We start from the raw sequence: 26745 nt of genomic DNA on the forward strand, positions 1-26745 counted from the left end.
GTAGTCTCGCTGCATGCAACCGCGGCGGGGGCCCGTCTGGCTGGGCATTGACGTCGTGGCCGTGCTTGTTTTCTGCGCCCTCGGCCGGCGCAGCCACGACGAAGGCGTCACCGTCAGCGGCCTGGCCGGCACGGCGTGGCCGTTTCTGAGTGGGACGGTGCTGGGCTGGCTGGTGGCCCGGGCCTGGCGGCGGCCTACCGAGGTGGCGCCCACCGGGGTGCTCGTCTGGGTGTCGACCGTGCTGGTCGGGATGTTGTTGCGCAAGGCAAGTTCGGCCAGTGTGGCCCTGGCCTTCGTGGCGGTCGCCTCGACGGTGACCGCGGTGTTGCTGCTCGGATGGCGGGCCGCCGTCCAATCGGTCGCACGTCGTCGCGGCTGACAGGTCCGACACGTGGTGCGCGAGGACAACGACACCTGGGATCCGGCGACCGGCGTCGGGATGACCGCGACGTTCGGGGCGACCGCCCGGGCGGTGGCCACCAACAAGGGGTTGATCAACGATCCGTACGCTGAGCCGCTGGTCCGCGCCGCCGGGGTGGAGTACTTCATCCGGTTGATCGGGGACGAGCAGTACGCGGCCGACGGCGGCGACCCGGTGATGTCCGGGATGATCAGTGTCCTCGCGATACACGGCCGGTTCCTGGACGAGTTCCTCACCGGCGCGGCGCGGGCCGGCATCCGCCAGGTGGTGAACCTGGGCTCGGGTCTGGACACTCGCGCGTACCGGCTGTGGTGGCCACCGGGGACCACGCTGTACGAACTCGACCAGCCCGACGTGGTCGAGTTCGGGGGGAAAGTACTGCGCGACATGGGCGTCAAGCTGGCCGCGCACCGGCGCGCGCTGGGCGTCGATCTGCGCTGCGACTGGCTGACGGCGCTGTGCCGCGCCGGCTTCGACCCGGCCCAGCGCACTGTCTGGGTCGCCGAGAACCTGCTCGTGGGCTATCTGCCGCCGCACGCGCAGGACCGGTTGCTGCGCGAGGCCAGTGAGGTCAGCGCCCCGGGCAGCTGGTTCGCCGCGGACCATCTGCCCTGGACCCCCGTCCAGCTCACCGAAGGGCGGGCGTTCATCGACCAGTGGCGTGATCAGGGTCTGGATGTCGACCTGACCAAATTGACCTACACAGCCGAATTCCGCTCGGTCCCGGAGAACCTGGCGGCGCATCGCTGGGTGGTCAACGATCGCAGCATCCTCGAGCTGCTCGCCGCCGGCGGCTTTGCGGGACGCCGACGGATGAGTCCGCGCGATGTCGCGGCCAGCCCCCGATATCTCACCGGAATGCTTTCTCGCGACAAGCGTTTGACAGTTACGTGATGCCCACCCCCTCAACCCGCCCCGGGCTGCGCTTCGTGCCGGTCACGCTCGACGATCCGCACGCGCAGCCGCTGCTGGAGGAGTTGGCCGACGAGTACTCGGTTCGGTACGGGATGGAACGCCCGCTGATCCGGAACTGGCTGGTCGACGGACCGGCCGGGGAGTTCGCCGCCCCGCACGGCGGCATGCTCATCGGCCTGGTGGACGGCCGGTCGGTGACCGGGGGCGCGTTCTGTCGTTACGACGATCAGACCGCCGAGATCAAACGGGTCTGGACGCACCGCGACCACCGCCGCCGAGGGTATGCGGCCGCGCTGGTGGCTGCGCTGGAGGCCGACATCGCGGCCAGCGGTTACCGCCGCGTGTATCTGGTCACCGGCGACCGTCAGCCAGAGGCCGTGCAGTTGTACCGCTCGCTGGGCTACACCCAGCTGTCCGAGCCGCTGCCGACGCGCGGGCCGGTACTCCCGATCGCCTTCTTGAAGGCGTTGCAGTGACCCTGCACCTGGGGGTTGCGCTCGACGGGTATGGCTGGCACCCGCAGGCGTGGGCGCTGGTCGCCGAATCGCGTTCGGTGCTCAGCGGTGGCTACTGGGCCGATCTCGCTGTCACCGCCGAACGCGGCTTGCTCGATTTCCTCACCATCGACGACACACTGATGCCGCAGATCGGGCGCAGCTCCCGTATCCATCCCGACCGGCTGACCGGACGCGGTGACGCGGTGCTGACCGCCGCCCGGATCGCCCCGGCCACCCGACACATCGGCCTGATCCCGGTCGCCACGGTCACCCACACCGAGCCGTTCCACATCTCCAAAGCCATTGCCACCCTTGATTTTGTGTCCCGCGGGCGGGCGGGCTGGCAGCCGCGGGTCAGCGGCACCGCGCACGAGGCGGCACTGTTCGGCCGACGTCGCATCAACCCCGATGAGCTGTTCGACGAGGCGCGCGACTACGTCGAAGTGGTGCGCCGGTTGTGGGACAGCTGGGAGGACGACGCGGTGATCCGCGACGTGGCCACCGGTCGTTTCATCGACCGGGACAAGTTGCACTACATCGACTTCACCGGCAAGTACTTCTCGGTCAAGGGGCCCTCGATCACACCGCGCCCGCCGCAGGGACAGCCGGTGGTGGCCGTGCTGGCCCACGCGACCCCCGTCTATGAGTTCGCGGCCGCTACCGCCGATGTCGTGTTCGTCACGCCCAGCGACGACGCCGCCGCGGGCGCACTGCACGATGAGGTGCGTGGCATCGGCGCACACCTGAAAGTCTTTGCCGACATTGTGGTTTCGTTTCACGGCCAGAACGATTTCCGCTCGGATACCTGGGTCTGGTCGGGCACTCCGACCGAACTGGTGGAGATGTTGCTCGGCTGGCAGCGCCTGGGTTTCGACGGCGTGCGACTGCGCCCGGCGGTGCATGCCACCGACCTGGCGGTGATCGTCGACGAGGTGGTGCCGCTGCTGCAGCGCGCCGACCGGTTCCGCACCCACTACCGCGACGGCGAATCCCTGCGCGAAAGGATCGGTCTGACAACATGATTCCGCTCTCGATCCTGGACCTGGCGCCGATCAGCGCCGGCAGCGATGCAGCCACCGCGCTGCGCAACACCATCGACCTGGCGCAGCGGGCCGAGCGGTGGGGCTTTCGCCGCTACTGGGTCGCCGAGCATCATTTCGTCAGCGTCGCCAGTTCGTCGCCGGCGGTGCTGATCGGCCAGATTGCGGCTGCCACCAACACGATTCGGGTGGGCGCGGCGGCGGTCCAGCTGGGCTACACCACCGCGGTCGCGGTCGTCGAGAACTTCGGCATGCTCGATGCGTTCTACCCGGGTCGCATCGATCTCGGCGTCGGCCGGTCCGGGCAACGTCGCTCCGACGAAGGCAAACCGAAGCGCCCCCGGCAGCCGCGGCCCCCGCGCGTCTGGCATGAGACTGACGGCGTCGTGATCCCCACCCCGTTCGATCTGCGCGGACTGCTCGATGTCGACCGGCTGCAGGCCACCATGGCGATCCTGCAGCAACCCGAAGCGATTTCGCCGGACTTCGCCGAGCAGATCCGCGACATTCTCGCGCTGCTGGACGGAAGCTACCGCGCCGGCGGGTTCGACGTGCACGCGGTGCCCGGCGAGGGCAGCGGCCTGCGGCCGTGGGTCTTCGGCAGCACCCGGGGGCAGAGCGCGCGCGTCGCCGGCGCGTTGGGATTGCCGTTCGTCGCCAGCTACCACATCACGCCGGCCACCGCGCTGGAGGCCATCGAGGTTTACCGCGAAACGTTCGTGCCGTCGGCGGCACTGGACAAGCCGTATGTGGTGGTCTCGGCCGATATCGTGGTTGCCGACGACACCGAGACCGCGCAGCGGCTGGCGGCCGGCTACGGGCATTGGGTGTACTCCATCCGCACCGGGGTGGGCGCCATGCCCTACCCGGAATCGGACCACCTGCCAACGCTCACCGCAGCGCAGTTCGACCTGGTTAAGGATCGGCTCGCAACACAATTCGTCGGCAACCCAGACGAGGTCGCCGAACGCCTGGCGGCACTGCAGCGGGTGACCGGCGCCGACGAACTCGTCGTCACCTCGGTCACCCACCGGCACGAAGACCGGTTGCGGTCCCATGAACTGATCGCCCGCCGCTGGGGGCTGACGCCATGAGTCGCAAGCCCATTCATCTGGCCGCGCATTTTCCCGGCGTCAACAACACCACCGTGTGGAGCGATCCCGCGTCCGGAAGCCAGATCGACTTCGACTCGTTCGTGCACCTGGCCCGCACCGCCGAACGCGGTCTGTTCGACTTCTTCTTCCTGGCCGAAGGGTTGCGGTTGCGCGAACATCGCGGGCAGATCTACGACCTGGACGTGGTCGGCCGGCCGGACACGTTCACCCTGCTGGCGGCACTGGCCGGTGTCACCGAACGAATCGGCCTGACCGGAACCATCAACACCACCTTCAACGAACCATTCGAAGTGGCAAGGCAATTCGCCACCCTGGATCACCTGTCCGGGGGACGGGCCGGCTGGAACATCGTGACTTCCTCAGATGCGTTCACGGGGGCCAACTTTCGCCGCGGCGGTTTCCTGGCGCACTCCGAGCGCTACGCTCGGGCGGAGGAATTCGTCACCGTGGCCCGCAAATTCTGGGACAGCTGGGCCCCGGATGCGGTGGTGCGCCGCGACGGCGCCTACGTCGATCCGGACAAAATCCACAGCGTCGAATTCACCGGATCCCACTTCGACGTAACGGGGTTCGCGACACTGCCCGCCGGCCCGCAGGGGCATCCGGTGCTGCTGCAGGCCGGCGACTCCGATGAGGGCCGCAACTTCGGTGCCCGCCATGCCGACGCACTGTTCACCCTGCACGGCTCCCTGGACGACGGCCGACGCTACTACGCCGACGTCAAAGACCGGGCCCGCAAGCAAGGCCGAAACCCGGACGAGCTCAAGGTTTTTCCGGCCGCGACGTTCGTGCTCGGTGACTCCGACGACGACGCCCGCGATAAGGCTCACCACATCCGCCACCAACAGGTCAGCGGCGCCACCGCAATCGCGATGCTGGAGCAGGTGTGGGGCCGCGAACTCTCCGACTACGACCCGGACGGTCCGCTGCCCGACGTCGATCCCGTCGTCGACAGCGACATCTCCCAGGGGCGCGTCCGGCACGGCGACCCGGTCGCGGTGGCACGTCGCTGGCGGGAGCGGGCCGCTGCCGACGGCCTGTCGATCCGCGAACTGATCATCGCGGTGACCAGCCGTGAGCAATTCGTCGGCACCGCAACGCATATCGCCGACGAGATCGACCGCTACGTGCAGGCCGACGCCTGCGACGGATTCATCCTGGTGCCGCACCTCACCCCGCACGGCCTCGACGAGTTCGTCGACCGGGTGGTGCCGCTACTGCAGGAGCGCGGCGCCTACCGCACCGAATACACCGGCGTGACGCTGCGCGAGCAGCTGGCCGATTAGCCCGCTTTGCGCAGCGCGGCATCGGTCGCCTCGCGGATCGGGCCGCGCCACAGCGGGCCATGACCGGGGGCGAGCAGCTCGGACTCCACCCGGGCCAGCGCGGACAGGGTGCGGATGCACTCCTGCTGGCTGTAGCTGAAGATCGCCGGCAACAACTGGGGGCCGTCGTGCGGGAGCAGCGGATGCCCGGTGACCAGCGCGTCACCACTGGCCAGGACGCCGTCGACCAGATACGAGCAGTGGCCGTTCGTGTGGCCGGGACTGAAGACCGCTGCCGGGCGACCCGGCAGCCCGGCGGCGATGTCGGCCGTCAGCGGCCTGGCAGTCGGGATGCCCGCACGAATCAGGCCACCGCTGCGCACCACATGCGCGGTCCACACCGCCCAGCGAGGCCGCCACAACCGCAACGCCAGCGCGGGTATCGACACCTGCTCCAGGTATTCGCGCTTCGCGTGACCGACCTCGTCGGCATGGCAGTACACCGGGGTGCCGTGCTCGCGCGCGAACCAGATCGCGCTGCCCAGATGGTCGATGTGGGCGTGGGTGAGCAGGATTGCGCGCAGGTCGGCGGGTTCGTAGCCCAGCCTGCGCAGCGAGGCCAGCACCTCCGCCCGGTCGGCGGGGTAACCGGCATCGATCAACATGGCGCCGGTGTCGTCGGCGACCAGTGTCCAGTTGACCGCGGGACCCTGGGCGAGGTGGACCTTGTCGGTGATCTGCACCAGCTCCGTCATGGTCGTGAGTCTAGGAGCGATCGCAAGCCCGGCGATGCCGGGCGCAGCGGGTCGCGACCGTCAGGAGTAGAAAGAACTAGTGGCTGAACTGAAACTCGGATACAAGGCGTCCGCCGAACAATTCGCACCCCGAGAGCTCGTCGAACTCGCCGTTCTCGCCGAGGCGCACGGCATGGACAGCGCCACCGTCAGCGACCATTTCCAGCCGTGGCGGCACAAGGGCGGGCACGCCCCGTTCTCGCTGGCCTGGATGACCGCCGTCGGCGAGCGCACCGAGCGGCTGCAGTTGGGCACCTCGGTGCTCACCCCCACTTTCCGGTATAACCCGGCCGTCATCGCGCAGGCGTTCGCGACCATGGCATGCCTATACCCCGGCCGCGTGTTCCTCGGCGTCGGCACCGGGGAAGCGCTCAACGAGATCGCCACCGGGTACGAGGGCGACTGGCCGGAGTTCAAAGAGCGGTTCGCGCGGCTGCGGGAATCGGTGCGGCTGATGCGCGAGTTGTGGCGCGGGGATCGCGTCGACTTCGACGGCGAGTACTACCGCACCAAAGGCGCCTCGATCTACGACGTACCCGAGGGCGGCGTCCCGGTGTACATCGCCGCCGGCGGCCCCGCGGTGGCCAAGTACGCCGGACGCGCCGGCGACGGTTTCATCTGCACCTCCGGAAAAGGCGAGGAGCTCTACACCGAGAAGCTGATCCCGGCCGTCAAAGAAGGCGCGCAGATCAACGACCGCAACCTCGACGACATCGACAAGATGATCGAGATCAAGATCTCCTACGACACCGACCCGGAGTTGGCCCGCGAGAACACCCGCTTCTGGGCGCCGCTGTCGTTGTCCGCCGAGCAGAAGCACAGCATCGACGACCCGATCGAGATGGAGAAGGCCGCCGACGCACTGCCGATCGAGCAGATCGCCAAGCGTTGGATCGTGGCCTCGGACCCCGACGAGGCCGTCGCCAAGGTCAAGGACTACGTGGACTGGGGTCTCAACCACCTGGTTTTCCACGCTCCCGGTCACGACCAGCGCCGCTTCCTGGAGCTGTTCGATAAGGACCTCGCGCCCAGGCTGCGCAAACTTGGCTGACACCGCGTCGAGGGCGATCTACATCGCGGCGCCCGAGTCGGAGACCGGTAAGTCGACGATCGCGCTCGGACTGATTCACCGGTTGGCGGCCACCGTCGCCAAAGTTGGTGTGTTCCGGCCGATCACGCGCGCCGAGGCCGGCCGGGACTACATCCTGGAGCTGTTGCTGGCGCACAGCAGTGCGGGACTGCCGTACGAACAATGCGCCGGCGTCACCTACCAGCAGCTGCATGAGGACGGCGACGCCGCCATCGCCACCATCGTCGACACCTACCACGCGATGGCCGCGAAATGCGACGTCGTGGTGATCGTGGGCAGTGACTACTCCGACGTGGCGAGTCCGGCCGAGCTTTCCGTCAACGCGCGCATCGCCGTGAATCTCGGTGCCCCGGTGTTGCTTGCGGTACGCGGCAAGGGGCGCACACCTGCCGAGATCGCCGCCGTCGTCGAGGTGTGTCTGGCCGAGCTGTCCGCGCAGCGCGCGCACACCGCGGCGGTGGTGGCCAACCGCTGCGATCCGACCGAGCTGGCGGCGGTGTCGGACGCGCTGCGGCGGTTCACCCCGCGCAGCTACGTGCTGCCCGAGGAGCCGCTGCTGGCCGCGCCGACGGTGGCCGAGCTCACCACCGCCGTGCGCGGGACGCCGGTGCGCGGCGACGAACAGCTGGCCCAGCGCGAGGTGACCGGGGTGATGGTGGCCGGAATGACGGCAGACCACGTGCTGGAGCGGCTGCGCGACGGCATGGCGGTCATCACCCCCGGTGACCGCTCGGACGTGGTGCTCGCCGTTGCGAGTGCCCATGCGGCCGAAGGCTTTCCGTCGTTGTCGTGCATCGTGCTCAACGGTGGCTTCGACCTGCACCCCTCGATCGCGGCGCTGGTGGCCGGCCTGAAGCTGCGACTGCCGATCATCGCCACCAAGCTGGGCACGTACGACACCGCCAGCGCGGCGGGTTCGGCACGCGGGCGGGTCACCGTCGCCTCGCAGCGCAAGATCGACACCGCGCTGGCGATGATGCACCGCCACGTCGACGTCACCGATCTGCTCGAGCAACTCGCCCTGCCCATCCCGACGGTCACCACGCCGCAGATGTTCACCCACCAGTTGCAGGAGCGGGCCCGAGCCGACCGCAAGCGCATCGTGCTGCCCGAGGGCGAGGACGACCGGATCCTGCGCTCTGCGGGACGCCTGCTGCAGCGCTCGGTCGCCGAGCTGACGATCCTGGGCGACGAGGGGCAGGTCCGGGGGCGCGCCGCCGAACTCGGCGTCAGCCTCGACGATGCGCAGGTGATCGACCCACGCACCAGCGACCTGCACGAGCAGTTCGCCGAGAAGTACGCCGAGTTGCGCGAGGCCAAGGGCGTCACCCTGGAGCAGGCACGCGAAATCATGAATGACGCAACGTATTTCGGCACCATGCTGGTGTATCACGACATGGTCGACGGCATGGTGTCCGGCGCGGTGCACACGACGGCGCACACCGTCCGTCCGGCGCTGGAGATCATCCGCACGGTGCCGGACGTGTCGACCGTGTCCAGCATCTTCCTGATGTGTCTGCCGGACAAGGTGCTGGCCTACGGAGACTGCGCGATCGTCCCCAACCCGACACCCCAGCAGCTGGCCGACATTGCGATCAGCTCGGCGCGCACCGCCGCCCAGTTCGGCATCGACCCGCGGGTGGCCATGCTGTCCTACTCCACCGGTGACTCCGGCTCTGGCGCAGACGTGGAAAAAGTCAGGGCTGCAACGGAATTGGTGCGCTCCCGAGAACCGGAGCTGTTGGTCGAGGGCCCGATCCAATACGACGCCGCGGTGGACCCGTCGGTCGCGGCGACCAAGATGCGCGACTCGCCGGTGGCCGGTCGCGCCACGGTGCTGATCTTCCCGGACCTCAACACCGGCAACAACACCTACAAGGCGGTCCAGCGCTCCGCGGGCGCCATCGCGATCGGCCCGGTGCTGCAGGGCCTGCGCAAGCCGGTCAACGACCTGTCCCGGGGTGCGCTGGTCGAAGACATCGTCAACACCGTGGCAATCACGGCGATTCAGGGGCAGGGGCAGCGATGAGTGACCGGTCGGTGTTGGTGATCAACTCCGGATCCTCCTCGCTGAAGTTCCAGCTCGTCGATCCCGACTCCGGGGCGTCCCGGGCCGCCGGCGTCGTCGAACAGATCGGGGAGAAATCCGCCGAAGTCCCCGACCACGAAGCTGCGCTGCGTCGTGCCTTCGACATGCTGGACGACGACGGAATCGACCTGCACGACTGTGGGCTGGTCGCGGTCGGTCATCGGGTTGTGCACGGCGGCAACCGGTTTCACGAGCCGACGCGGCTCGACGACCAGGTGATCGCGGAGCTGAAGAAACTTTCGCCGCTGGCTCCGCTGCACAACCCGCCCGCGCTGGCGGGTATCGGGGTGGCCCGCAAACTGTTACCGGACGTGCCGCACGTCGCCGTGTTCGACACCGCCTTCTTCCACGAACTGCCCGCGGCGGCGCAGACCTATGCGATCGACCGCGAGCTGGCCGAGAGGTGGCAGATCCGCCGGTACGGATTCCACGGCACCTCACACGAATTCGTCAGCCGGCAGGCCGCTGAGTTCCTGGGCCGGCCGTGGTCCGAGGTGAACCAGATCGTGCTGCATCTGGGTAACGGCGCGTCCGCTTCGGCGGTGGTGGGCGGCCGGCCGGTCGAGACATCGATGGGCCTGACCCCGCTGGAGGGCCTGGTGATGGGCACCCGCAGCGGTGATATCGATCCGGGCGTGTTCAGCTATCTGTGGCGCGCGGCGGACCTCGGTGTCGAGGAGATCGAAACCATGCTGAACAAGCAGTCCGGGGTGCAGGGTCTGGCGGGCGAACGCGACTTCCGCCGGCTGCGGTCCATGATCGAATCCGGCGATGCCGCAGCAAAATTGGCCTACGACGTGTTCATCCACCGGCTGCGCAAGTACATCGGTGCCTATCTGGCGGTGCTCGGGCACTGCGATGTCATCAGCTTCACCGCCGGGATCGGCAAGCACGACGCGGTGGTGCGCCGGGACGCGCTGGCCGGACTCGGCGAGTTGGGGATCGAGCTGGACGACGAGCGCAACACGACCGGGAGCGGCGCGCGGCGGATCTCCGCCGACGGTTCGCGGATCGCGGTGCTGGTGGTGCCGACCGACGAGGAGTTGGCGATTGCGCGCGACTGCATCGGCCTGCTGAACGGATAGACGTGGGCGGTGCCCGCCTGCGGAGCAGCTGTGGATCAACGTATTCGGGGGATGCGCCGGTCGTGCGATTCTTCGCGGCGTGCAGGAACCATTCGTCGGCAGCGACGCGCTGCAGCGCGGAGTGTTGAACCGTCATCAATTGCGCACGCGATACCGGGCGGTGCTGCCCGGAATCTATCTGCCTGCGGCCGGCGAACCTTCGTTTGAGCAGCGCATTGCGGCGGCCTGGCTATGGGCGAAAGGTACCGCCGTCATCGCGGGTGCGGCCGCGGCAGGGTTGCACGGTGCCAGGTGGGTTCCGCGTGACGTGCCAATCGAACTGGTCTGCAACAACTCCCGGCCACCGCGCGGTGTCGTGACTCGGCGGTGCCGGCTGCTGGAGGGTGAGGTGCAGCTGATCGACGGCCGCTTCGTCACCACCGCGGCGCGCACCGCCTTCGACATCGGTCGGGGTGGCGCCCTGCATTCGGCGGTCGCGCGGTTGGACGCACTGGCTGCCGCGACGTTTTTCACGGTCGACGATGTCCTGGACATCGCGCAACGGCACCCCGGGTCGCCGGGGCTGCGACGGTTGGAGACGGCGCTCGAACTCGTCGACGCGGGTGCGCAGTCGCCCAGGGAGAGCTATCTACGGATGCTGCTGATCGAAGCCGGGTTTCCCCGGCCGCAGACCCAGATACCCGTATTGGGCGCTAACGGGATTCCGTTCGCTCACATCGACGTCGGGTGGGAGGAGTTCAAGGTCGGCGTCGAATACGAGGGCATGCACCATCAGACCGGGCGGGGGCGCTACGTCTACGACATCCACCGACTGGAGGACGTTCAGCAGCAGGGTTGGCTGATGGTGCGGGTAGTCGCCGAGGACCGCCCGGCGAGCATTACTCGGCGAGTGCGGGTGGCGATGGTAGAGCGCGGGTGGCCTGCGCCGGATTCGGAGCTACAGCGTTGGGTGTGAGCTGGTGGCGTCCATTGTGCAACAGTGGTTTTGAATGTGAGCGGAGGGCGGGATTCCGCCGGGCGAATTCCCGCCCAGGGTTCACACCCGGCGCCCAGGGTTCACGCTCGGCGCCCGGGCTTCAGAAAGTACTGATGGGCCGCACCTTGTTGGCCATATCCACCAGCGTGTACCGGTGCCGCTGGGTGGGCGCGACGCGGGCGAGGTTGCGCAGCGACGCCTCGACACCCAACCGCAGGCCGTGGTCGGTGAACGGAAAACCCAGGATGTGGTTGGTGCTCGCCTCGTTGTCCTGCAGCCAGTCCATCGCGCCGCCGAGCACCAGCGCGCGGATCTGCAACACGCGGGGTTCGGTGGCCGGCAGCGCCTCCACCCGGCGCGCCGCATCGCGGATCTGCTCCTCGGTGATCTCGTTCTGCGACCGCCCGGACAGCAGCGTCACCGCGCTGGTCAGCCGCGCGGTGGTGAAGTGCCGCGAGGTGGGCGGTACTTCATCGAGCGTCTGCACCGCCCCACTCCGATCACCTTGCGCGGACAGCGATCTCGCCAATCCGAAAGCGGCCGAGATCACGCCGTCGTTGGTGTTCCACACCGTCCGGTAGAACTTCTGCTCGTCCGGTTTGCCGGCCAGTTCAGCAGTGGCGGCCAGCGCCAGCTTGGGGGCCAGCTCGCCCGGGAAGGTGTCCAGCACGTCGGTGAAGTCCTTGATGGCCGAGTCATAGTCGCCGGTGAGCAGCTCGGACACGGCCCGGTACCAGACCAGCCGCCACCGCCAGCCGACCCGCGCGGCGAGGTCGTTGAGCTTGCGCGTGGCTTTGCTGACATCGCCGAGGTCCAGCAGGGCCCGGACTTCCATCAGCGGCAGTTCCACCGACTCCGAGACGTCGGCGCCGTCGGCGTCCAGCGAACCGTGGCGCGCCGCCCGCAGCGAATCCAGCGTCTGCACCGGCTGGGACAAGACGGTGGCCTGCAGCACCGGTGCGGCCACGTCAGCCGGATCGACCAGGGGGACCGACAACGCGGTGACGATCTCCTTGGCGGTCAGCTTCTCCGAATGCACCTGTCCGTCCAGGTAAACGTCGGTGTGGGCGACCAGCAGGTCCACCCCGAAGGTGGAGCGGCTCGGGCTGAAGATGGTGGACAGGCCGGGTCGCGGCACCCCGGTGTCGGCCGCGACCACCTCCCGCAACACCCCCATTAGCTGCGCGGACATCTCCTCGGCGCTGGCGAATCGCCGCCGGGGGTCCGGGTCGATGGCGCGGCGCAACAACCGGCCGAACGAGTCGTACTCGGCAAGTACCGGGTCGTCGTCGGGCAGGCCGTCCACGTAGCGGCCGTTGCGGGTGCGCAGGTTCAGCGTCAATGCGGCCAGCGTGCGGCCCACGGTGTAGATGTCGGTGGCGATGGTCGGCCCGGTCCGCACGATCTCGGGGGCCTGGAAGCCAGGGGTGCCGTAGAGGTAGCCGAACGAGTTGATCCGCGACACCGCGCCGAGGTCGATCAGCTTGAGCTGCTCCTCGGTGAGCATGATGTTCTCCGGCTTGAGGTCGTTGTAGACCAGGCCGATCGAATGCAGGTAGCTCATCGCGGGCAGGATTTCCAGGATGTAGGCGATCGCCTCGGCGACCGGCAGCTTCTCCGTCTTCCCGTTCTTGCGGCTGCGCTTGAGCGACTGGCCGCCGATGTACTCCATGACGATGTAGCCGACCGGGTCGCCGTGCTTGTCGTTGTGCTCGACGAAGTTGAAGATCTGCACGATCGACGGATGCACGACCTCGGCCAGGAACTGTCGCTCGGCCATGGCGATGGCCTGTGCCTCCGCGTCGCCGGAATGCACCAGGCCCTTGAGCACCACCGGGCGGTCGTTGACGTTGTGGTCCACCGCCAGGTAGACCCAGCCCAGCCCGCCGTGCGCGATGCAACCTTTCACCTCGTACTGCCCGGCCACGATATCGCCCGGATTCAGTTGCGGCACAAAGGAGTACGGGCTACCACAGTACGGGCACCAACCCTCCTTGGGTCCTTCCCCGCCCTTGCCTTCCGAACCGGACCGGCCGACCGGACGGCCACAGTTCCAGCAGAACCGCTTGCTTTCCGGGACGACGGGGTTCTTCATCAACGCCTTGAGCGGGTCGATGTCGGGCACCCGCGGGATCTCCACCAACCCGCCGCCGAGTTGCCGGATCGCCGGCACCGACCGCGTCGTCCCGGCGATCCGGTCCTGCGGCTGGGTGTCTATGGAGCCCAGCGAAAAGGCGATGTCGTCGCTGTCGAGATCGTCATCGTCGTCGTCGAAATCCGGCCGGAACAGCGCCTGGGTGGCTTGCGGGCGGCCGGTCGTCGCGGTCGCGCCGGTCTGCGCATCTTCCTGCTGGGGGGCCGGTTCGGTGCCCTCCAGCTCATCCTGCTGGTCCTGGGATGCCTGCTTGCTCATCAGTCCACGTACTTCGGCTGGGGCGGCAGCGGGGCGGGACCCAGGTCGGTCAACCACTTGCGGTACAACGTGTTCCAGGTGCCGTCGCCGCGGATGCGCTCGAGGGTGCCGTTGACGAACCGGACCAGGCCGGTGTTGTCCAGGTTGATCCCGATGCCGTACGGCTGGGTGGCCATGTTCGGCCCGACGATGTGCAGGTAGGGGTCTTCGCCGACCAGACCTGCCAGGATCGAGTCGTCGGTGGACACCGCGTCGATCTGGCGTTGCTGCATCGCCACCAGGCAGTCGGCCCAGTTCACCACCGAGACGATCACCGGGGGCGGCGCGATCTCGCGGATCCGGCGCAGCGAGGTGGTGCCGCGGGCCACGCAGACCCGCTTGCCGGACAGGTCGGCCACCTTGGCGATCGGCGAGTCCCGCGGCGCCAGGATGCGCTGGCTGGCGTCGAGGTACACGGTGGAGAAGTTGACCAGCTTGCGCCGCTCGCACGTGATGGTCATGGTCTTGACGACGATGTCGACCTGCGAGCGTTGCAACGCGGTGATGCGTTCGTCGGCCGACAGGATCCGGTACTCGACGTGGTTGGGGCTGCCGAAGATGTCGCGCGCCACCTCGCCGGCGATGTCGACGTCGAATCCGGTGATATCGCCGCTGATCGGGTCGCGGAAGCTGAACAGATTGCTGCCGATGTCCAGGCCGACGATCAGCCGGCCGCGGGCACGGATGCCGGCCACCGCGGCGTCGGCGTCGGCGCGGTTGGGAAATGGCCGCAAGCTGGCGGTGGGGTTGCAGTCCTGGCTGGTGCTGTCCGGCGGCAGCGGAGCCTCCATCGGCAGCTCCTGCATGCCCACCGGCGTCGGCAGTGGCAGGGTCGGCGCCGCGTCGACCTTCAGTGGTTCGGAGTGACCGCAACCGGCCAGGCCGACCGTGAGCGCAACCAGCCCGGCAACTCGTCGGATCCGGCCCCGGCGCCTCATCACCGATACTCTTTCAGCCGCGGCCACAGCCCCAGCGCGACCGCGACGGCGGCGCTCAGGCTGAGCACCACCGCGCCGATCTGCGCCCCGGCCAGTCCCCGGTAGGCATTGAGCACGTCGGTGCGCAAATGATTGCGACTCTGCTCGATGGCCTTGGTGAGTGCCTCGTCGAGCTTGTCGAAGGCGGGGGTCGAGTCGTCCTCGCCCTTGCCCAACGCCACCTGGGTGGCGGCCCGGTAGTTGCCTACCGCGATGTAGGCGTTGATCCGGTCGTTGGCCTGCTGCCAGCGCACCAGCAGTTGATCGGCACCCTGCAGATCGGGCTTGTCGACGGCGTCGTTGCGGGCCATGTACGCGTCGAGCTGGTGATGCATGGCGTCGATGCGCTGGTAGAAGGCCTGTTTGCGGACCTCCTCGTCACCGCGGCGGATCAGCGACAACGTCTCGTCGGCCCGTGCCTGCTGGGCGGTGATCGCCAGGTTGGTCACCGTCTTGAGCGACTCGGCGGCAGTGTCCTTCGCGCTACGACTCGCCGTCGTGGAAATAGCCAACGCGGTCCCCACCCACACCACCATGACGAGAATACCGAGCGCGCCGACGACCAGGCCCGGGTTTACCCGCCGCCGGGTGCGCCGCGCCAGCCAGCGATGGGAGAACGCGCCGAACACCACGGTGGTGGCCACGACCAGGATGACCGGGGCCGGGATCTGCGTCGAGGCGGTGGTCTCGCTGTCCACCCGGTTCGAGGTCGCCTGGTAGAGCCGCTGCGCGTCGGGGAGGATCCGTGACTGCATCAGCCCGGACGCCTCCGACAGGTACGACGAGCCGACCGGGTTACCGGCCCGGTTGTTGGTGCGGGCGATCTCGATGAGCCCGGTATAGACGGCCAGTTCGGCGTTGAGCCGGCCGAGCAGCTGCACCAGCGATTGGTCGGTCAGACCGCTCGAGGCCCGGGTCACCGCGACCGCGGCGTCGGTGATGGCCTGCTCGTACCGCAACCGCACAGCCCGCGGTTCGGTCTGCCCGATGAACGCCGTGGCTGCCGCCGCGTCGGCCACCGACAGTGTGGTGTACAGCCGGCCGGCCGCGAACGACAGCGGCTCGGTGTGCTCGAGCACCGTGGTCAGCACCTGCTGGCGGTGGTTGATCGTGGTGGAAGTCGCGAACGCGCTGGCCACCCCCAGGGCGGCCAACACGATGCCGATGGTCAGGATGCGGCCGGGGGTGGTGGACACGAACCACCAGCGGGGATGTGCGGGTTCGGCGGGGGAGCGCGATCCCAGTGGCTCGGTCGACGGATGCGCCAGCTCAACCGTCACTTCTGCTCAGCCCTCATCTTTCGGCCATCTCACCAACCCGTATGCGTCGAGTTTATGAGCATCTCGGCGAGGATGTGGGGAGGCGGCACGAATTGCCGCCTGCCTATCCTGAATCGGTGCGGGGCGACGGTGACGGATGGGTGATATCCGAGGGTGGCAGGCACTACTGGGGCAGATTCGGTGCGGCCGGGCTGCTGCTGCGGGCGCCCCGGCACGACGGCGCCCCTGCGGTGCTGCTGCAACATCGCGCGGTATGGAGTCATCAGGGCGGGACCTGGGGGTTGCCCGGCGGTGCCCTGGACAGTCACGAGACCCCGGAGCAGGCGGCGCTGCGTGAGGCGTACGAGGAGGCGGGTCTGGACACGCGGCGGGTGATTGTGCGTACAACGCGGATCACCGCTGAGCCACTCGATACCGAGTGGACCTACACGACCGTGGTCGCCGACGCCGAGGAAATGCTGGAGACTGTGGCCAACCACGAAACCGCGGAGATGCGCTGGGTCGGCGAGGACGAGGTTGCCAGCCTGCCGCTACACCCGGGGTTCGCCGCCAGCTGGCAATATCTGCGCGGCGTCCTGGCTACGCTGCCGCTGCAAGCGCCGAGCTGAGCGCTTGCGCTGCGGCTGTCGGATCCTCGGCGGCGGTGACGGCGCGCACCACCACGATCCGGCGTGCCCCGGCCCCGAGCACCTCAGGCAACCGCTGCACGTCGACGCCTCCGATGGCGAACCAGGGCTTGTCGGTAGCCAGCGCGGCGGCGAAACGCACCAGGTCCAGGCCCGGCGCCGATCGGCCCGGCTTGGTCGGTGTGGGCCAGCAGGGACCGACGCAGAAGTAGTCGGCCGGCCCGGCCGCGGCCGCTTCGGCTTCGGCGGCTGAGTGGCTGGACAGCCCGAGCAGCGGGTCCGGCCCGGCAATCTCGCGGGCGATAGGCAGGGGCAGGTCGCGTTGGCCCAGGTGCAGCACGTCGGCACCGGCGGCGCGGGCGATGTCGGCGCGGTCGTTGACGGCGAACAGGGCACCGTGCCGGTGGGCAGCCTCGGCGAGGATCTCGCAGGCGGCCAGCTCGTCGAGCGCTTCCAGCGGACCGAATCGCTGCTCACCGGGCGACCCCTTGTCCCGCAACTGGATGATGTCCACCCCGCCGGCCAGCGCGGCGTCGGCGAACTCGGCGAGGTCGCCGCGCTCGCGCCGGGCGTCGGTGCACAGGTACAACCGTGCTGTCGCGAGTCGGGGCTGATGCACACCGCGACGTTAGCGCGCTAGCGTGGACACGGAGAACACACGGGAGTCCCGGGTTACCGGCGGGGCTGAGAGTGGGCACAGCCGATATGGACCTGCCCTTACCGTCACACCTGATCCGGGTCATGCCGGCGAAGGGAGCAGGAATGTCGGACGCGCTCGCGGTGGTGGGCGGCGGGATCATCGGGTTGTCGGTGGCGCGCCGGGCCGCTCAGGCCGGGCTCTCGGTCACCGTGCACCGCCGCGACGACGGCGGCGCCTCCTGGGTGGCCGGCGGCATGTTGGCCCCGCACAGCGAAGGCTGGCCCGGTGAGGAGCGGCTGCTGCGGTTGGGCTTGGAGTCGCTGCGGCTGTGGCGCGACGGCGGGTTTCTGGACGGTCTGGAACCGCAGCTGGTGACCGCCCGCGAGTCTCTGGTGGTGGCGGTCGACCGGGCCGACGTCGCTGATCTGCGGACGGTGGCGGACTGGTTGTCGCAGCAGGGTCACCCGGTGGTCTGGGAGTCGGCCGCCCGGGAGGTGGAACCGCAGCTGGCGCAGGGCATCCGGCACGGCTTCCGGGCGCCGACCGAGCTGGCGGTGGACAACCGCGCGGTGCTCGACGCCCTGGCCCGGGACTGTACGCGGCTCGGAATTCACTGGGCGGGACCGGTCACCGACCTGGCCGGCGCAGCCGGCGAAACGGTGGTGATCGCCAACGGCATCGACGCTCCCGGATTGTGGCCCGGGTTGCCGGTGCGGCCGGTCAAGGGCGAGGTGCTGCGGTTGCGCTGGCGCAAGGGATGTATGCCGTTGCCGGAGCGGGTGATTCGGGCCCGGGTGCACGGCAGGCAGGTGTACCTGGTGCCGCGCCCGGACGGCGTCGTCGTCGGCGCCACCCAGTACGAGCACGGCCGCGACACCGCCCCGGTGGTCTCGGGGGTGCGTGACCTGCTCGACGACGCGTGCGCGGTGTTGCCGGCGCTGGGCGAATACGAGTTGGCCGAGTGCGCGGCCGGCCTGCGGCCGATGACGCCGGACAACCTGCCCATTGTGCGACGACTGGACGAGCGGACCCTGGTCGCCACCGGCCACGGCCGGTCCGGGTTCCTGTTAGCCCCGTGGACAGCCGAACATATTGTGTCACAACTGATTCCGGTGGGAGCGCACTGATGATCGTGATGGTCAACGAACGACAGGTCGAGGTCGGTGAGCAGACCACCGTGGCCGCGCTGCTGAGCTCGATGGGTTTCCCGGACCGGGGGGTGGCGGTGGCGCTGGATTCTTCGTTGCTGCCGCGGTCCAATTGGGCGACAACGTTGTCCGATGGTGCGCGTATCGAGGTGGTGACGGCGGTGCAGGGTGGTTGACAAGCTGACGATCGCGGACCGCAGTTTCTCCTCGCGGCTCATCATGGGCACCGGGGGAGCGGGCAACCTCGCGGTGCTGGAGGAGGCGCTCACCGCTTCGGGCACCGAGCTGACCACCGTCGCGATCCGCCGGGTGGACGCCGAGGGCGGCACCGGCCTGCTCGACCTGCTCAACCGGCTGGGCATCACACCGCTGCCGAACACGGCCGGGTGTCGCAGCGCCGCCGAGGCGGTGCTCACCGCGCAGCTCGCCCGGGAAGCGCTCAACACCAACTGGGTGAAGCTCGAAGTGATCGCGGACGAGCGCACCCTGCTGCCGGATGCCGTCGAACTGATCCGGGCAGCAGAACAGTTGGTGGACGACGGCTTCGTGGTGCTGCCCTACACCAACGACGATCCGGCGCTGGCCCGACGCCTGGAAGACACCGGATGCGCGGCGGTGATGCCGCTGGGTTCGCCGATCGGCACCGGGCTGGGCATCACCAACCCGCACAACATCGAGATGATCGTTGCCCGCGCCGGTGTCCCGGTGGTGCTGGACGCGGGGATCGGCACGGCCAGCGATGCGGCCCTGGCGATGGAATTGGGTTGTGCCGCGGTCCTGTTGGCCACCGCGGTCACCCGCGCGGCCGATCCGCCGATGATGGCCGCGGCCATGGCGGCCGCCGTCAACGCGGGTTATCTGGCCCGGCGGGCCGGTCGCATCCCGAAGCGCTTCTGGGCTCAGGCGTCCAGCCCCACCCGATGAAACGATATGTGGCACTGGGCAGTTCGATGGCCGCCGGCCCTGGGATACGGCCGCGCGCGGCGGGTGCGCCGTGGCGAGCGGGACGATCGGCGCGCAACTACGCGCACCTGCTCGCCGCACAAGCCGGCCTGGATCTGACCGACGTCACCTTCTCCGGCGCCACCACGGCGCACGTGCTGTCTGAACGTCAATACGGCGCACCGCCACAGGTGACCGCACTGGACGGGTCCGAGACATTGGTGACGGTGACCATCGGCGGCAACGACGTCGGCTATGTCCCGGCGCTGATGGCGGCGTCGCTGCCGTCAGTGGTGCGGCACCTGCCGCTGCTGGGCGGACGCATCGCGGGTCTGCTGGATCGGCAGACGCGCGATCGCGCCCTGTCCGAGGTGTTCGATTCGCTTTGCGCAGTGGGACATTCGTTGCGCGAGCGAGCGCCGCGGGCGCAGATCTTCTTTGTCGACTACCTGACGGTGCTGCCACCGGCGGGTGTGCCCGCGCCACCGCTGTCCGGCGAACATGTGGAACTGGGCCGGCATCTGGCCACTGCCCTGGAAAAGCTGACGGCCGAAGCCGCCGCGGTGACGGACTGTGCCGTGGTGCCGGCCGCGGCGGCCAGCCGCGATCATCACGCGTGGTCCCAGCAGCCTTGGACTACCAAACCCGGTGTGCCGCTACCCGGTCGGCCCGCACCGCTGCACCCGAACGGTGCCGGGATGCGGGCCGTCGCACAACTTATCCGGAAAGCGTTGTAAGGCAACGAAAACGGTCAGCCGTTGGTGTGCCACCACTTGTACAGCGACGCGGTGTCGGTGTTGGACGCGCGGATGAAGCTCAGCACGTTCTTGGCGTCGGTGGTCCAGATGACCTCGGCCTGGCCCTGATACGTGCCGCACGCCACCTGGCCGGAGGGTGTGGTGGAGCTGCCCTGGGTCCAGGTGGTGGGTGACTTGGCGTCCCCGCAGTTGGCCAGGGTGTCGTCCTTGATGCTGGCGGTGAACGCACTGCCCAGGTCGGTGGAGTTGCTGAACAGCATGTACTTGGCGACGACGGGTCCACCCTCGAGCGAGTTCTGGCCGCACTCCATGACGGCGACCATGCCGCTGGACGGGTCCGCCTGGTGACAGTTGCTCGTGGAGTAGCCCTTCGACAGCAGGCTGACGAGCGTTTCGTTGGGATCGGCATTCGCTGTCGCCATGCCCGCATAGCTGACAGTGCCAACCAGCGCCGCGGCGGATACGGCCCGCAGCAACTGTGTGAGGTGAGACATTTGTTGACTCCTTTTATTTGGTGCGACCGATGGTGCGCCTGTGCCGGTACCGGGGAGTGTATTTGTGCGGCACCGCAGAAAACAGACTTTTCCGAAAGGAATCCACGGCTCGGGTGACCGGACATCCTGCCCGGCGGCGATACATTCTGTGGGGCACTGTCTGATTGGGTGCCAATGACGGTGCATCGGTCCTCGGGGTAGCACTGAAATACGTTGTGGCGCGGTGTTTTTCGTAAGTTCTGAAAATTGCGCAAGGGCGGGCTGCCGGGGCGCGATCGCGGCTGCCGAGTTTGTGGTGCCAGCGTGCCAAGTCTCCGGTATGGTAAGCCTCGCTTCCCGCCAGCTAACTTCTCTCGATCTGGAGAATCATGACGCAACCTCCCGGTTACCCGCCGCAGCAGCCGCCCGCCGGGCAGGCGCCGAACAACAACCTGGTGTTGGCCATCTTGGCGACGATCTTCTGCTTCCCGCCCACCGGGATCGTCGCGATCGTCAAGGCCAGTCAGGTCTCGGGTCTCTGGGCGCAGGGTCAGTACGCCGAGGCGCAAGCCTCCGCCGACTCGGCCAAGAAGTGGGTGAAGTGGTCGGTCATTGCCTGGGTGATCTCGGCCGTCCTCTATGCGGTCCTCGCATTCGTGCTTGCGTCGAACGCTCCGGATACGACCACCTCGATGGCCGCAATCCTGTTCTGAGGCCGAGCACTGGCTGATCCTGTGGACACCCGCCGAGCTGGCCGGCCGTTGCGGCTGGGTCGGCCGCTGCTGGTGGCTGCGGCAGCAACAGCGGTGTGTACCGGCATCTGGCTGGCTGACCCCACCACGCCGGGCGGCCCGCTGCCGACCTGTCCCACCAAAGCGCTACTGGGGATCGACTGCCCGGGGTGTGGCAGCATGCGGATGCTGTACAGCCTGCTGCACGGGAACGTGTGGGCGGCGGCCAGATTCAACGCCGTCGCCCTGATCGCAGTGGTACTCCTGGTGTGGGCCTACGCCGCCTGGACGTACGGCCACGTGGTCGGTCGGCGGATCAAGAGTTGGCAGCACACCCGGTGGGCGGCGCTGGTGACGCTGGGGGTGTGGGTGGTCTGGTTCGTGGTGCGCAACATCCCGGTCGCGCCGTTGCGGGGACTGGCCGTCTAGTCTGGGCGCGATGGTGCACAAATCGAAGTCGCTTGCCGCGGCCCTTGCCGTGCTGGCGACGGTCGCTTTCCTCGTCACGGGTTGCGGACGGTGCGCCACGGAGTCGCAGCCCGCAGGCGGCAGCCCGGCCGCGACCGACTTCGCCACCGCAATGCGCAACAAGGTGTCCACCGACGGGATGCTGGCGCACCTGTCCAAACTGCAGGACATCGCCAACGCCAACAACGGCACCCGCGCGGTGGGCACCCCCGGCTACGACGCCAGCGTCGACTACGTCGTAGAAACGTTGCGCAACAGCGGTTTTGACGTACAGACCCCCGAATTCTCGGCGCGGGTGTTCCATGCCGAGAAGGGTTCGGTCGCCGTCGGGGACCTGACCGCCGACGCCCGCGCCCTGGAGTACAGCCGCAGCACCCCGCCCGAGGGTGTGACGGGCCCGCTGCTGTTCGCGCCCGACGGCGAGAGCCCGGGTTGCACGCCGGACGACTACGACAAGCTGCCGGTGCAGGGCGCGGTGGTGGTGGTCAACCGCGGCTCCTGCCAGTTCGCCCAGAAAGAGGACGCCGCCGCACAACGCGGTGCCGTGGCCCTGATCGTCATCGACAACGTCGACGAGCAGGCCATGGGCGGCACGCTCGGCGCGACCACCGACGTGAAGATTCCGGTGGTCAGTGTCACCAAATCCGTCGGCTTCCAGTTGCGCGCCAAGTCCGGGCTGGCGACCATCAAACTTTCGGCGACCACGCAGAACTTCAAGGCCCGCAACGTCATCGCGCAAACCAAGACGGGTTCGCCGACCGACGTCGTGATGGCCGGTGCGCATCTGGACAGCGTGCCGGAGGGGCCGGGCATCAACGACAACGGTTCCGGCGTCGCCGCGATCCTGGAAACCGCGGTGCAACTGGGAAATTCGCCGCAGGTGCACAACGCGGTCCGGTTCGCCTTCTGGGGCGCCGAAGAACTCGGGCTGATCGGCTCGCGCAACTACGTCGAGTCACTGGACATCGACGGGCTGAAGAACATTGCGCTGTACCTCAACTTCGACATGCTGGCGTCGCCCAACCCCGGTTACTTCACCTACGACGGTGACCAGTCGCTGCCGATGGATGCCCGCGGCCAGCCGGTGGTGCCGGAGGGTTCGGCCGGCATCGAGCGCACGTTGGTCGCTTACCTGAAACTGTCCGGAAAGGCCGCCCGGGACACCTCGTTCGACGGTCGCTCCGACTACGACGGGTTCACCCTGGCCGGCGTCCCGTCGGGCGGCCTGTTCTCCGGAGCGGAAGCCAAGATGTCCGAGGAGGAGGCCAAGCTGTGGGGCGGGGCGGCCGACCAGCCGTTCGACCCCAACTATCACCAGAAGGGCGACACCCTCGAACACATCGACCGAACCTCGCTGGGGATCCAGGGCGGCGGCGTCGCCTATGCAGTAGGCCTGTACGCGCAGGATCTCGGCGGCCGCAACGGGGTTCCGAGCATGGGAGATCGCACCCGTCACGTGCTCGCCAGGCCATGACCGGCCGGATCGCCGCCCTGCTGTTGACGTTGCTGCTCGCGGCATGCGCGGGTACGCCGTCTTCGCATGACCCGGCCCAGCCGGTTGCCGCACCGGACCCGGCGCGTGCGCTGGCGTCGAAGGTCACCGCAGCCGCGATGTTCGCCCATCTGCGGGCGCTGCAGGACATCGCCGACGCCAACAAGGGGAGTCGGGCTGTGGGCACACCCGGCTACGACGCCAGTGTCGACTATGTGGCTAGAACACTGCGCGCCAAGGGATTCGAAGTAGCGACGCCCCAGTTCGAGCGGCTGCGCAACACCTCGCAGGGCAAGCCGGCGCTCACCGTCGCCGGTCGCAGCTTCCCCGTCGACCAGGCTTCGCTACTGGTGCGGACGCCGGCCGGCGGCCTGAGCGGACCGGTGGTGCGACCCGCCGCAGCCGCCGGTTGTGCCGCGACCGACTATCCGGACGCGCTGCCCAAGGGCGCGATCGCAGTGGTCGACGACACCCGCTGTTCGGTGGTGGACAAGCAGAACAGCGCCGTGGCCAGGGGTGCGGCCGCGCTGATCGTGATCCAGCCCAGCGGCCAGGGGGCATCGCCCACACTGTTCAACCCCGGCTACTACAACCAGCTGACCGTCCCGGTCGCGGTGGTGGGCACCAACGGTGCCGCCGCACTGACCCGCGGCGCCGGACCGGTGCGGCTGGTGCTGGACGCCGAGAACGTCAAGGTCACCTCGCGAAACGTGTTGGCGCAGACCAGGACCGGCGCGGTCAACGAGGTGGTGATGGTAGGCACCCATCTGGACAGCCCGGCGGACAGTCCGGGCCTGAACAATGCCGGGACCGGGGTGGCCGCGGTGTTGGAGACGGCGCTGCAGCTGGGTCCCCTGCCGCCGGTGACCAACGCGGTGCGCTTCGCGTTCTGGGGGGCCGAGGAGAACGGCACCAACGGTTCGATGGACTACGTCTTCGGCCTCGACAACGAGGCGCTGAACAACATTGCACTGTATTTGAACTTCGACATGCTCGGTTCGCCTAACGCGGGGTTCTTCACCGACGACGGTGACCAGTCGGGACCGGCCGGTCCGGATGTGCCGTCGGCCGACGTGCCGCAGGGATCGGCCGGAATCGAACGGACGCTGGCCGGATACCTGAACCTGGCCGGGAAGCGGCCGGCCGACATGCCGCTGAACACCCGCACCGACTATCACCCGTTTCTCGTCGCGGGCGTCCCGGTGGGTGGCATGAACACCGGCGCTTCGCAAGTGAAAACCGCTGTGCAGGCGCGACTCTGGGGTGGTCAGCCGGGCGTGGCATTCGACCCCGGCTACCAGAGTGCACGCGACAACCTCGAAGCCGTGAACCGGGAAGCGTTGGCGGTCATGGGGTCTGGGGTGGCCTTCGCGGTGGGCACCTATGCCGACTCGGTCACCGGTGTCAACGGCGTTACCCCCCATGACAAACGTCACCGCACCCGGGTGTCTTAGCGCAACGCTGGTCACGACGTGAGCCGGGAAGTAGAGTGTGCGCTGACGTCGGCAAACTGCGGCGGCATCGTGATTGGTGTAGGAGGGTCCCATGACGGAGCAACCGCCCCACTATCCGCCGCCACCGCCCGGTGGATACGGATATCCGCCGCCGGCACCGAATCCGTACGGTGGCTATCCGCAACCCGTCGGCACCAACGGGTTGGCGATCGCCTCGCTGGTGTGTTCGCTGGTGGGGTGGATCTGCGGCATCGGCCCGATCGTGGGCCTGGTATTGGGCATCATCGCGCTGAATCAGATCAAGAAGACCGGGCAGGATGGCCGCGGCATGGCGCTGGCCGGCGTGATCATCAGCGGGATCTCGATCGTCATGATCGTGCTCTGGTTCATCTTCGTCGCCATCATGGCGGCCACCAGCAGTAGCCACGACACCGTCTCGATGATGCTGACTGCCGTTGACCCGCAGGTCTTTTCGCGAGCTGCGCTAGTCTGACGCGTTCCGGTGACCTGAACGACGCCGGTTAGAATGGGTGTCGTTGGGTCCGGCCGGGTCGGGACGGGGTTGATTCGATGAGCTTTCGGGCAGTGACGGCATGCCTCGGCGCCGTGCTGATAGTGGCGGGATGTTCGACCATGGTCGAGGGCCGGGCGGTCTCCATCCTCAACGATCCTTTCCGGGTGGGTGGCCTGCCGGCGACCAACGGCAAGAGTGGCGTGAAAGCGAACGCGCCCGCCGCGACGGGCACCGTCGTCAACACCGACAACGGACCGATCGACAAACTGTCCTTGCTCTCCATCAACGACATCGAAGAGTTCTGGCAGGCGAACTACAAGGCACCGCTGAAGGGTTCCTACAAGCCGGTCGACAAGTTCGTGTCCTACAACTCCAAGGACCGCAACAGCCCACGGGTCTGCCGCAGCCAGACCTACGACAACGTCAACGCGTTCTTCACGTCGCGCTGCAACCTGATCGCCTGGGACCGCGGGGTTTTCATGCCGACCGCGCAGCAGTACTTCGGTGACATGTCGGTCAACGGCGTGCTCGCCCACGAGTTCGGGCACGCCCTGCAGGCGATGGCCAAGCTGGTCACCCGGAAAGACCCGACCATCGTCTACGAGCAGCAGGCGGACTGTTTCGCCGGGGTGTACCTGTACTACGTGGCCGAGGGTAAGTCGCCGCGCTTCACCCTGAGCACCGGCGACGGACTCGACCATGTGCTGGCCGGGATCATCACCACCCGGGACCCGGTGATGGACGCCGACGAATCCAACGAAGACGAGCACGGATCGGCACTGGACCGGGTGAGCGCCTTTCAGATGGGCTTCGTTACCGGGACGTCGGCGTGCGCGACGATCACCAAAGCCGAGATCGAGCGGCGCCGCGGCGACCTGCCCACGACGCTGCGGGTCGACACCAGCGGATCGACGGAGACCGGTGAGGTCCAGATCAACGAAGACACCCTGAACACCTTGATGGAATTGATGGGCAAGATCTTCGCCCCGAAGAACCCGCCCAAGCTGTCACTGAAGGAAGCCGGTTGCGCCGACGCCAAGCCCAGCCCGCCGGCGTCGTACTGCCCGGCCACCAACACCATCGCCGTCGACCTGCCTGCCCTGGCCACGATGGGCAAGGTCGCCGGCGAGAACGAACACAGCCTGCCCCAGGGCGACGACACCGCGTTGTCGATCGTGATGTCGAGGTACGCGCTGGCGGTCCAGCACGAGCGCAACCTGCCGATGCAGAGTCCGTGGACCGCGCTGCGCACGGCCTGCCTCACCGGCGTCGCGCACCGCAAGATGTCCGACAACATCGAGTTGCCGTCGGGTAACTCGCTGGTCTTGACCGCCGGTGACCTCGACGAAGCGGTGGCCGGACTGCTCACCAACCATATGGTCGCCAGTGACGCCGACGGTGTCAGCGTGCCCGCCGGATTCACCCGGATCGCCGCATTCCGCTCCGGCGTCGGCGGCGAGATGGCCGGATGTTATACCCGTTACCCGGGGTAGAGTTTCGTCT

At 68.2% G+C, this 26745-nt stretch carries 26 protein-coding genes and 1 pseudogene; 21 read left to right on the forward strand and 6 right to left on the reverse strand.

From position 1 onward, the window contains the following. Positions 1 to 13 precede the first annotated feature (13 nt). From ACZYZ9_RS07140 to ACZYZ9_RS07165, 6 genes are read left to right on the forward strand one after another with little or no spacing between them, the layout of a single operon-like run. Positions 14 to 379, forward strand: a complete 366-nt coding sequence (locus ACZYZ9_RS07140; RefSeq protein ID WP_463825544.1) for a DUF3054 domain-containing protein — start codon at positions 14 to 16, stop codon at positions 377 to 379. A 60-nt stretch (positions 380 to 439) separates the two neighbouring features. Continuing rightward, complete coding sequence (locus ACZYZ9_RS07145; RefSeq protein ID WP_463825964.1) at positions 440 to 1315, forward strand: SAM-dependent methyltransferase; 876 nt, start codon at positions 440 to 442, stop codon at positions 1313 to 1315. After that, positions 1315 to 1812, forward strand: a complete 498-nt coding sequence (locus tag ACZYZ9_RS07150; RefSeq protein ID WP_463825545.1) for a GNAT family N-acetyltransferase — start codon at positions 1315 to 1317, stop codon at positions 1810 to 1812. Before ACZYZ9_RS07145 ends, ACZYZ9_RS07150 begins: the two co-directional genes overlap by 1 nt. Beyond that, positions 1809 to 2855, forward strand: a complete 1047-nt coding sequence (locus tag ACZYZ9_RS07155) for an LLM class flavin-dependent oxidoreductase (RefSeq protein WP_463825546.1) — start codon at positions 1809 to 1811, stop codon at positions 2853 to 2855. Before ACZYZ9_RS07150 ends, ACZYZ9_RS07155 begins: the two co-directional genes overlap by 4 nt. Beyond that, a complete protein-coding gene (locus tag ACZYZ9_RS07160; protein WP_463825547.1) occupies positions 2852 to 3967 on the forward strand; it encodes an LLM class flavin-dependent oxidoreductase in 1116 nt (371 codons plus the stop codon). The genes ACZYZ9_RS07155 and ACZYZ9_RS07160 overlap by 4 nt, the downstream gene beginning before the upstream one ends. Continuing rightward, the gene (locus ACZYZ9_RS07165) at positions 3964 to 5274 is read left to right on the forward strand and encodes an NtaA/DmoA family FMN-dependent monooxygenase (protein WP_463825548.1); all 1311 of its coding nucleotides are present in this window, start codon (positions 3964 to 3966) and stop codon (positions 5272 to 5274) included. The genes ACZYZ9_RS07160 and ACZYZ9_RS07165 overlap by 4 nt, the downstream gene beginning before the upstream one ends. On the opposite strand, the gene ACZYZ9_RS07170 is transcribed toward ACZYZ9_RS07165, so the two are convergent. Further along, the gene (locus ACZYZ9_RS07170) at positions 5271 to 6008 is read right to left on the reverse strand and encodes an MBL fold metallo-hydrolase (RefSeq protein WP_463825549.1); all 738 of its coding nucleotides are present in this window, start codon (positions 6006 to 6008) and stop codon (positions 5271 to 5273) included. The two genes, ACZYZ9_RS07165 and ACZYZ9_RS07170, sit on opposite strands and share 4 nt — an antisense overlap. Before the next feature lie 79 nt (positions 6009 to 6087). On the opposite strand from ACZYZ9_RS07170, the gene fgd reads away from it, so the two are divergent. The 4 genes from fgd to ACZYZ9_RS07190 all read left to right on the forward strand — a co-directional run bounded on the left by fgd (position 6088) and on the right by ACZYZ9_RS07190 (position 11266). Continuing rightward, on the forward strand, positions 6088 to 7098 hold the full coding sequence (gene fgd / locus ACZYZ9_RS07175; protein WP_463825550.1) for a glucose-6-phosphate dehydrogenase (coenzyme-F420): 1011 nt from the start codon (positions 6088 to 6090) through the stop codon (positions 7096 to 7098). After that, positions 7091 to 9166: a phosphate acetyltransferase gene (gene pta, locus ACZYZ9_RS07180; RefSeq protein WP_463825552.1), complete on the forward strand. Its 2076-nt coding sequence runs from the start codon at positions 7091 to 7093 to the stop codon at positions 9164 to 9166. The genes fgd and pta overlap by 8 nt, the downstream gene beginning before the upstream one ends. Next, complete coding sequence (locus ACZYZ9_RS07185; protein WP_463825553.1) at positions 9163 to 10311, forward strand: acetate kinase; 1149 nt, start codon at positions 9163 to 9165, stop codon at positions 10309 to 10311. The genes pta and ACZYZ9_RS07185 overlap by 4 nt, the downstream gene beginning before the upstream one ends. Before the next feature lie 79 nt (positions 10312 to 10390). Continuing rightward, entirely contained in the window at positions 10391 to 11266 is an 876-nt protein-coding gene (locus tag ACZYZ9_RS07190; RefSeq protein WP_463825554.1) for a hypothetical protein, read from the forward strand. 121 nt (positions 11267 to 11387) lie between these two features. Here ACZYZ9_RS07190 and ACZYZ9_RS07195 read toward each other — a convergent pair whose 3' ends face one another. From ACZYZ9_RS07195 to glnX, 3 genes are read right to left on the reverse strand one after another with little or no spacing between them, the layout of a single operon-like run. Then, positions 11388 to 13700, reverse strand: coding sequence for a serine/threonine-protein kinase PknG (locus tag ACZYZ9_RS07195; protein WP_463825555.1), 2313 nt, complete (start codon positions 13698 to 13700; stop codon positions 11388 to 11390). After that, positions 13700 to 14677: a glutamate ABC transporter substrate-binding protein gene (locus ACZYZ9_RS07200; protein ID WP_463825557.1), complete on the reverse strand. Its 978-nt coding sequence runs from the start codon at positions 14675 to 14677 to the stop codon at positions 13700 to 13702. The genes ACZYZ9_RS07195 and ACZYZ9_RS07200 overlap by 1 nt, the downstream gene beginning before the upstream one ends. After that, complete coding sequence (glnX, locus tag ACZYZ9_RS07205) at positions 14677 to 15996, reverse strand: protein kinase G-activating protein GlnX (protein WP_463825558.1); 1320 nt, start codon at positions 15994 to 15996, stop codon at positions 14677 to 14679. Before glnX ends, ACZYZ9_RS07200 begins: the two co-directional genes overlap by 1 nt. 116 nt (positions 15997 to 16112) lie before the next feature. Here glnX and ACZYZ9_RS07210 point away from each other — a divergent pair. Then, a pseudogene (locus ACZYZ9_RS07210) lies at positions 16113 to 16589 on the forward strand (NUDIX hydrolase); the annotation flags it as partial. Here ACZYZ9_RS07210 and thiE read toward each other — a convergent pair. Beyond that, positions 16576 to 17241 (reverse strand): thiamine phosphate synthase, encoded by a 666-nt coding sequence (thiE, locus tag ACZYZ9_RS07215; RefSeq protein WP_463825560.1) that lies wholly within the window; start codon positions 17239 to 17241, stop codon positions 16576 to 16578. The pseudogene ACZYZ9_RS07210 and the gene thiE sit on opposite strands and share 14 nt — an antisense overlap. A gap of 143 nt (positions 17242 to 17384) precedes the next feature. Between thiE and thiO the strand changes: the two genes are divergently transcribed. The 4 genes from thiO to ACZYZ9_RS07235 are packed head-to-tail and all read left to right on the forward strand — an operon-like array spanning position 17385 to position 20089. Further along, positions 17385 to 18389: a glycine oxidase ThiO gene (gene thiO / locus ACZYZ9_RS07220; protein ID WP_463825561.1), complete on the forward strand. Its 1005-nt coding sequence runs from the start codon at positions 17385 to 17387 to the stop codon at positions 18387 to 18389. Next, positions 18389 to 18586 (forward strand): sulfur carrier protein ThiS, encoded by a 198-nt coding sequence (gene thiS / locus ACZYZ9_RS07225; RefSeq protein ID WP_463825562.1) that lies wholly within the window; start codon positions 18389 to 18391, stop codon positions 18584 to 18586. The genes thiO and thiS overlap by 1 nt, the downstream gene beginning before the upstream one ends. A gap of 43 nt (positions 18587 to 18629) precedes the next feature. Then, positions 18630 to 19334, forward strand: a complete 705-nt coding sequence (thiG, locus tag ACZYZ9_RS07230) for a thiazole synthase (protein ID WP_463825965.1) — start codon at positions 18630 to 18632, stop codon at positions 19332 to 19334. After that, the gene (locus ACZYZ9_RS07235) at positions 19331 to 20089 is read left to right on the forward strand and encodes an SGNH/GDSL hydrolase family protein (protein ID WP_463825563.1); all 759 of its coding nucleotides are present in this window, start codon (positions 19331 to 19333) and stop codon (positions 20087 to 20089) included. The genes thiG and ACZYZ9_RS07235 overlap by 4 nt, the downstream gene beginning before the upstream one ends. 14 nt (positions 20090 to 20103) lie before the next feature. Here ACZYZ9_RS07235 and ACZYZ9_RS07240 read toward each other — a convergent pair whose 3' ends face one another. Further along, positions 20104 to 20604 carry a serine/threonine protein kinase gene (locus ACZYZ9_RS07240; RefSeq protein ID WP_463825564.1) on the reverse strand — a complete coding sequence of 167 codons (501 nt, stop codon included), beginning with the start codon at positions 20602 to 20604 and terminating at the stop codon, positions 20104 to 20106. Positions 20605 to 20972: 368 nt separating this feature from the next. Between ACZYZ9_RS07240 and ACZYZ9_RS07245 the strand changes: the two genes are divergently transcribed. The 6 genes from ACZYZ9_RS07245 to ACZYZ9_RS07270 all read left to right on the forward strand — a co-directional run bounded on the left by ACZYZ9_RS07245 (position 20973) and on the right by ACZYZ9_RS07270 (position 26735). Then, on the forward strand, positions 20973 to 21296 hold the full coding sequence (locus tag ACZYZ9_RS07245) for a CD225/dispanin family protein (RefSeq protein WP_463825565.1): 324 nt from the start codon (positions 20973 to 20975) through the stop codon (positions 21294 to 21296). 21 nt (positions 21297 to 21317) lie between these two features. Further along, a complete protein-coding gene (locus ACZYZ9_RS07250) occupies positions 21318 to 21743 on the forward strand; it encodes a DUF2752 domain-containing protein (RefSeq protein WP_463825566.1) in 426 nt (141 codons plus the stop codon). A gap of 10 nt (positions 21744 to 21753) precedes the next feature. Next, a complete protein-coding gene (locus ACZYZ9_RS07255; protein ID WP_463825567.1) occupies positions 21754 to 23256 on the forward strand; it encodes a M28 family metallopeptidase in 1503 nt (500 codons plus the stop codon). After that, on the forward strand, positions 23253 to 24728 hold the full coding sequence (locus tag ACZYZ9_RS07260) for a M28 family peptidase (protein ID WP_463825568.1): 1476 nt from the start codon (positions 23253 to 23255) through the stop codon (positions 24726 to 24728). Before ACZYZ9_RS07255 ends, ACZYZ9_RS07260 begins: the two co-directional genes overlap by 4 nt. A gap of 91 nt (positions 24729 to 24819) precedes the next feature. Next, positions 24820 to 25221: a DUF4190 domain-containing protein gene (locus ACZYZ9_RS07265; protein WP_463825569.1), complete on the forward strand. Its 402-nt coding sequence runs from the start codon at positions 24820 to 24822 to the stop codon at positions 25219 to 25221. 77 nt (positions 25222 to 25298) lie between these two features. Then, entirely contained in the window at positions 25299 to 26735 is a 1437-nt protein-coding gene (locus tag ACZYZ9_RS07270) for a neutral zinc metallopeptidase (RefSeq protein WP_463825570.1), read from the forward strand. The last annotated feature ends 10 nt before the right edge of the window (positions 26736 to 26745 follow it).

The sequence above is a fragment of the Mycobacterium sp. IDUB_28 genome (assembly GCF_055419285.1).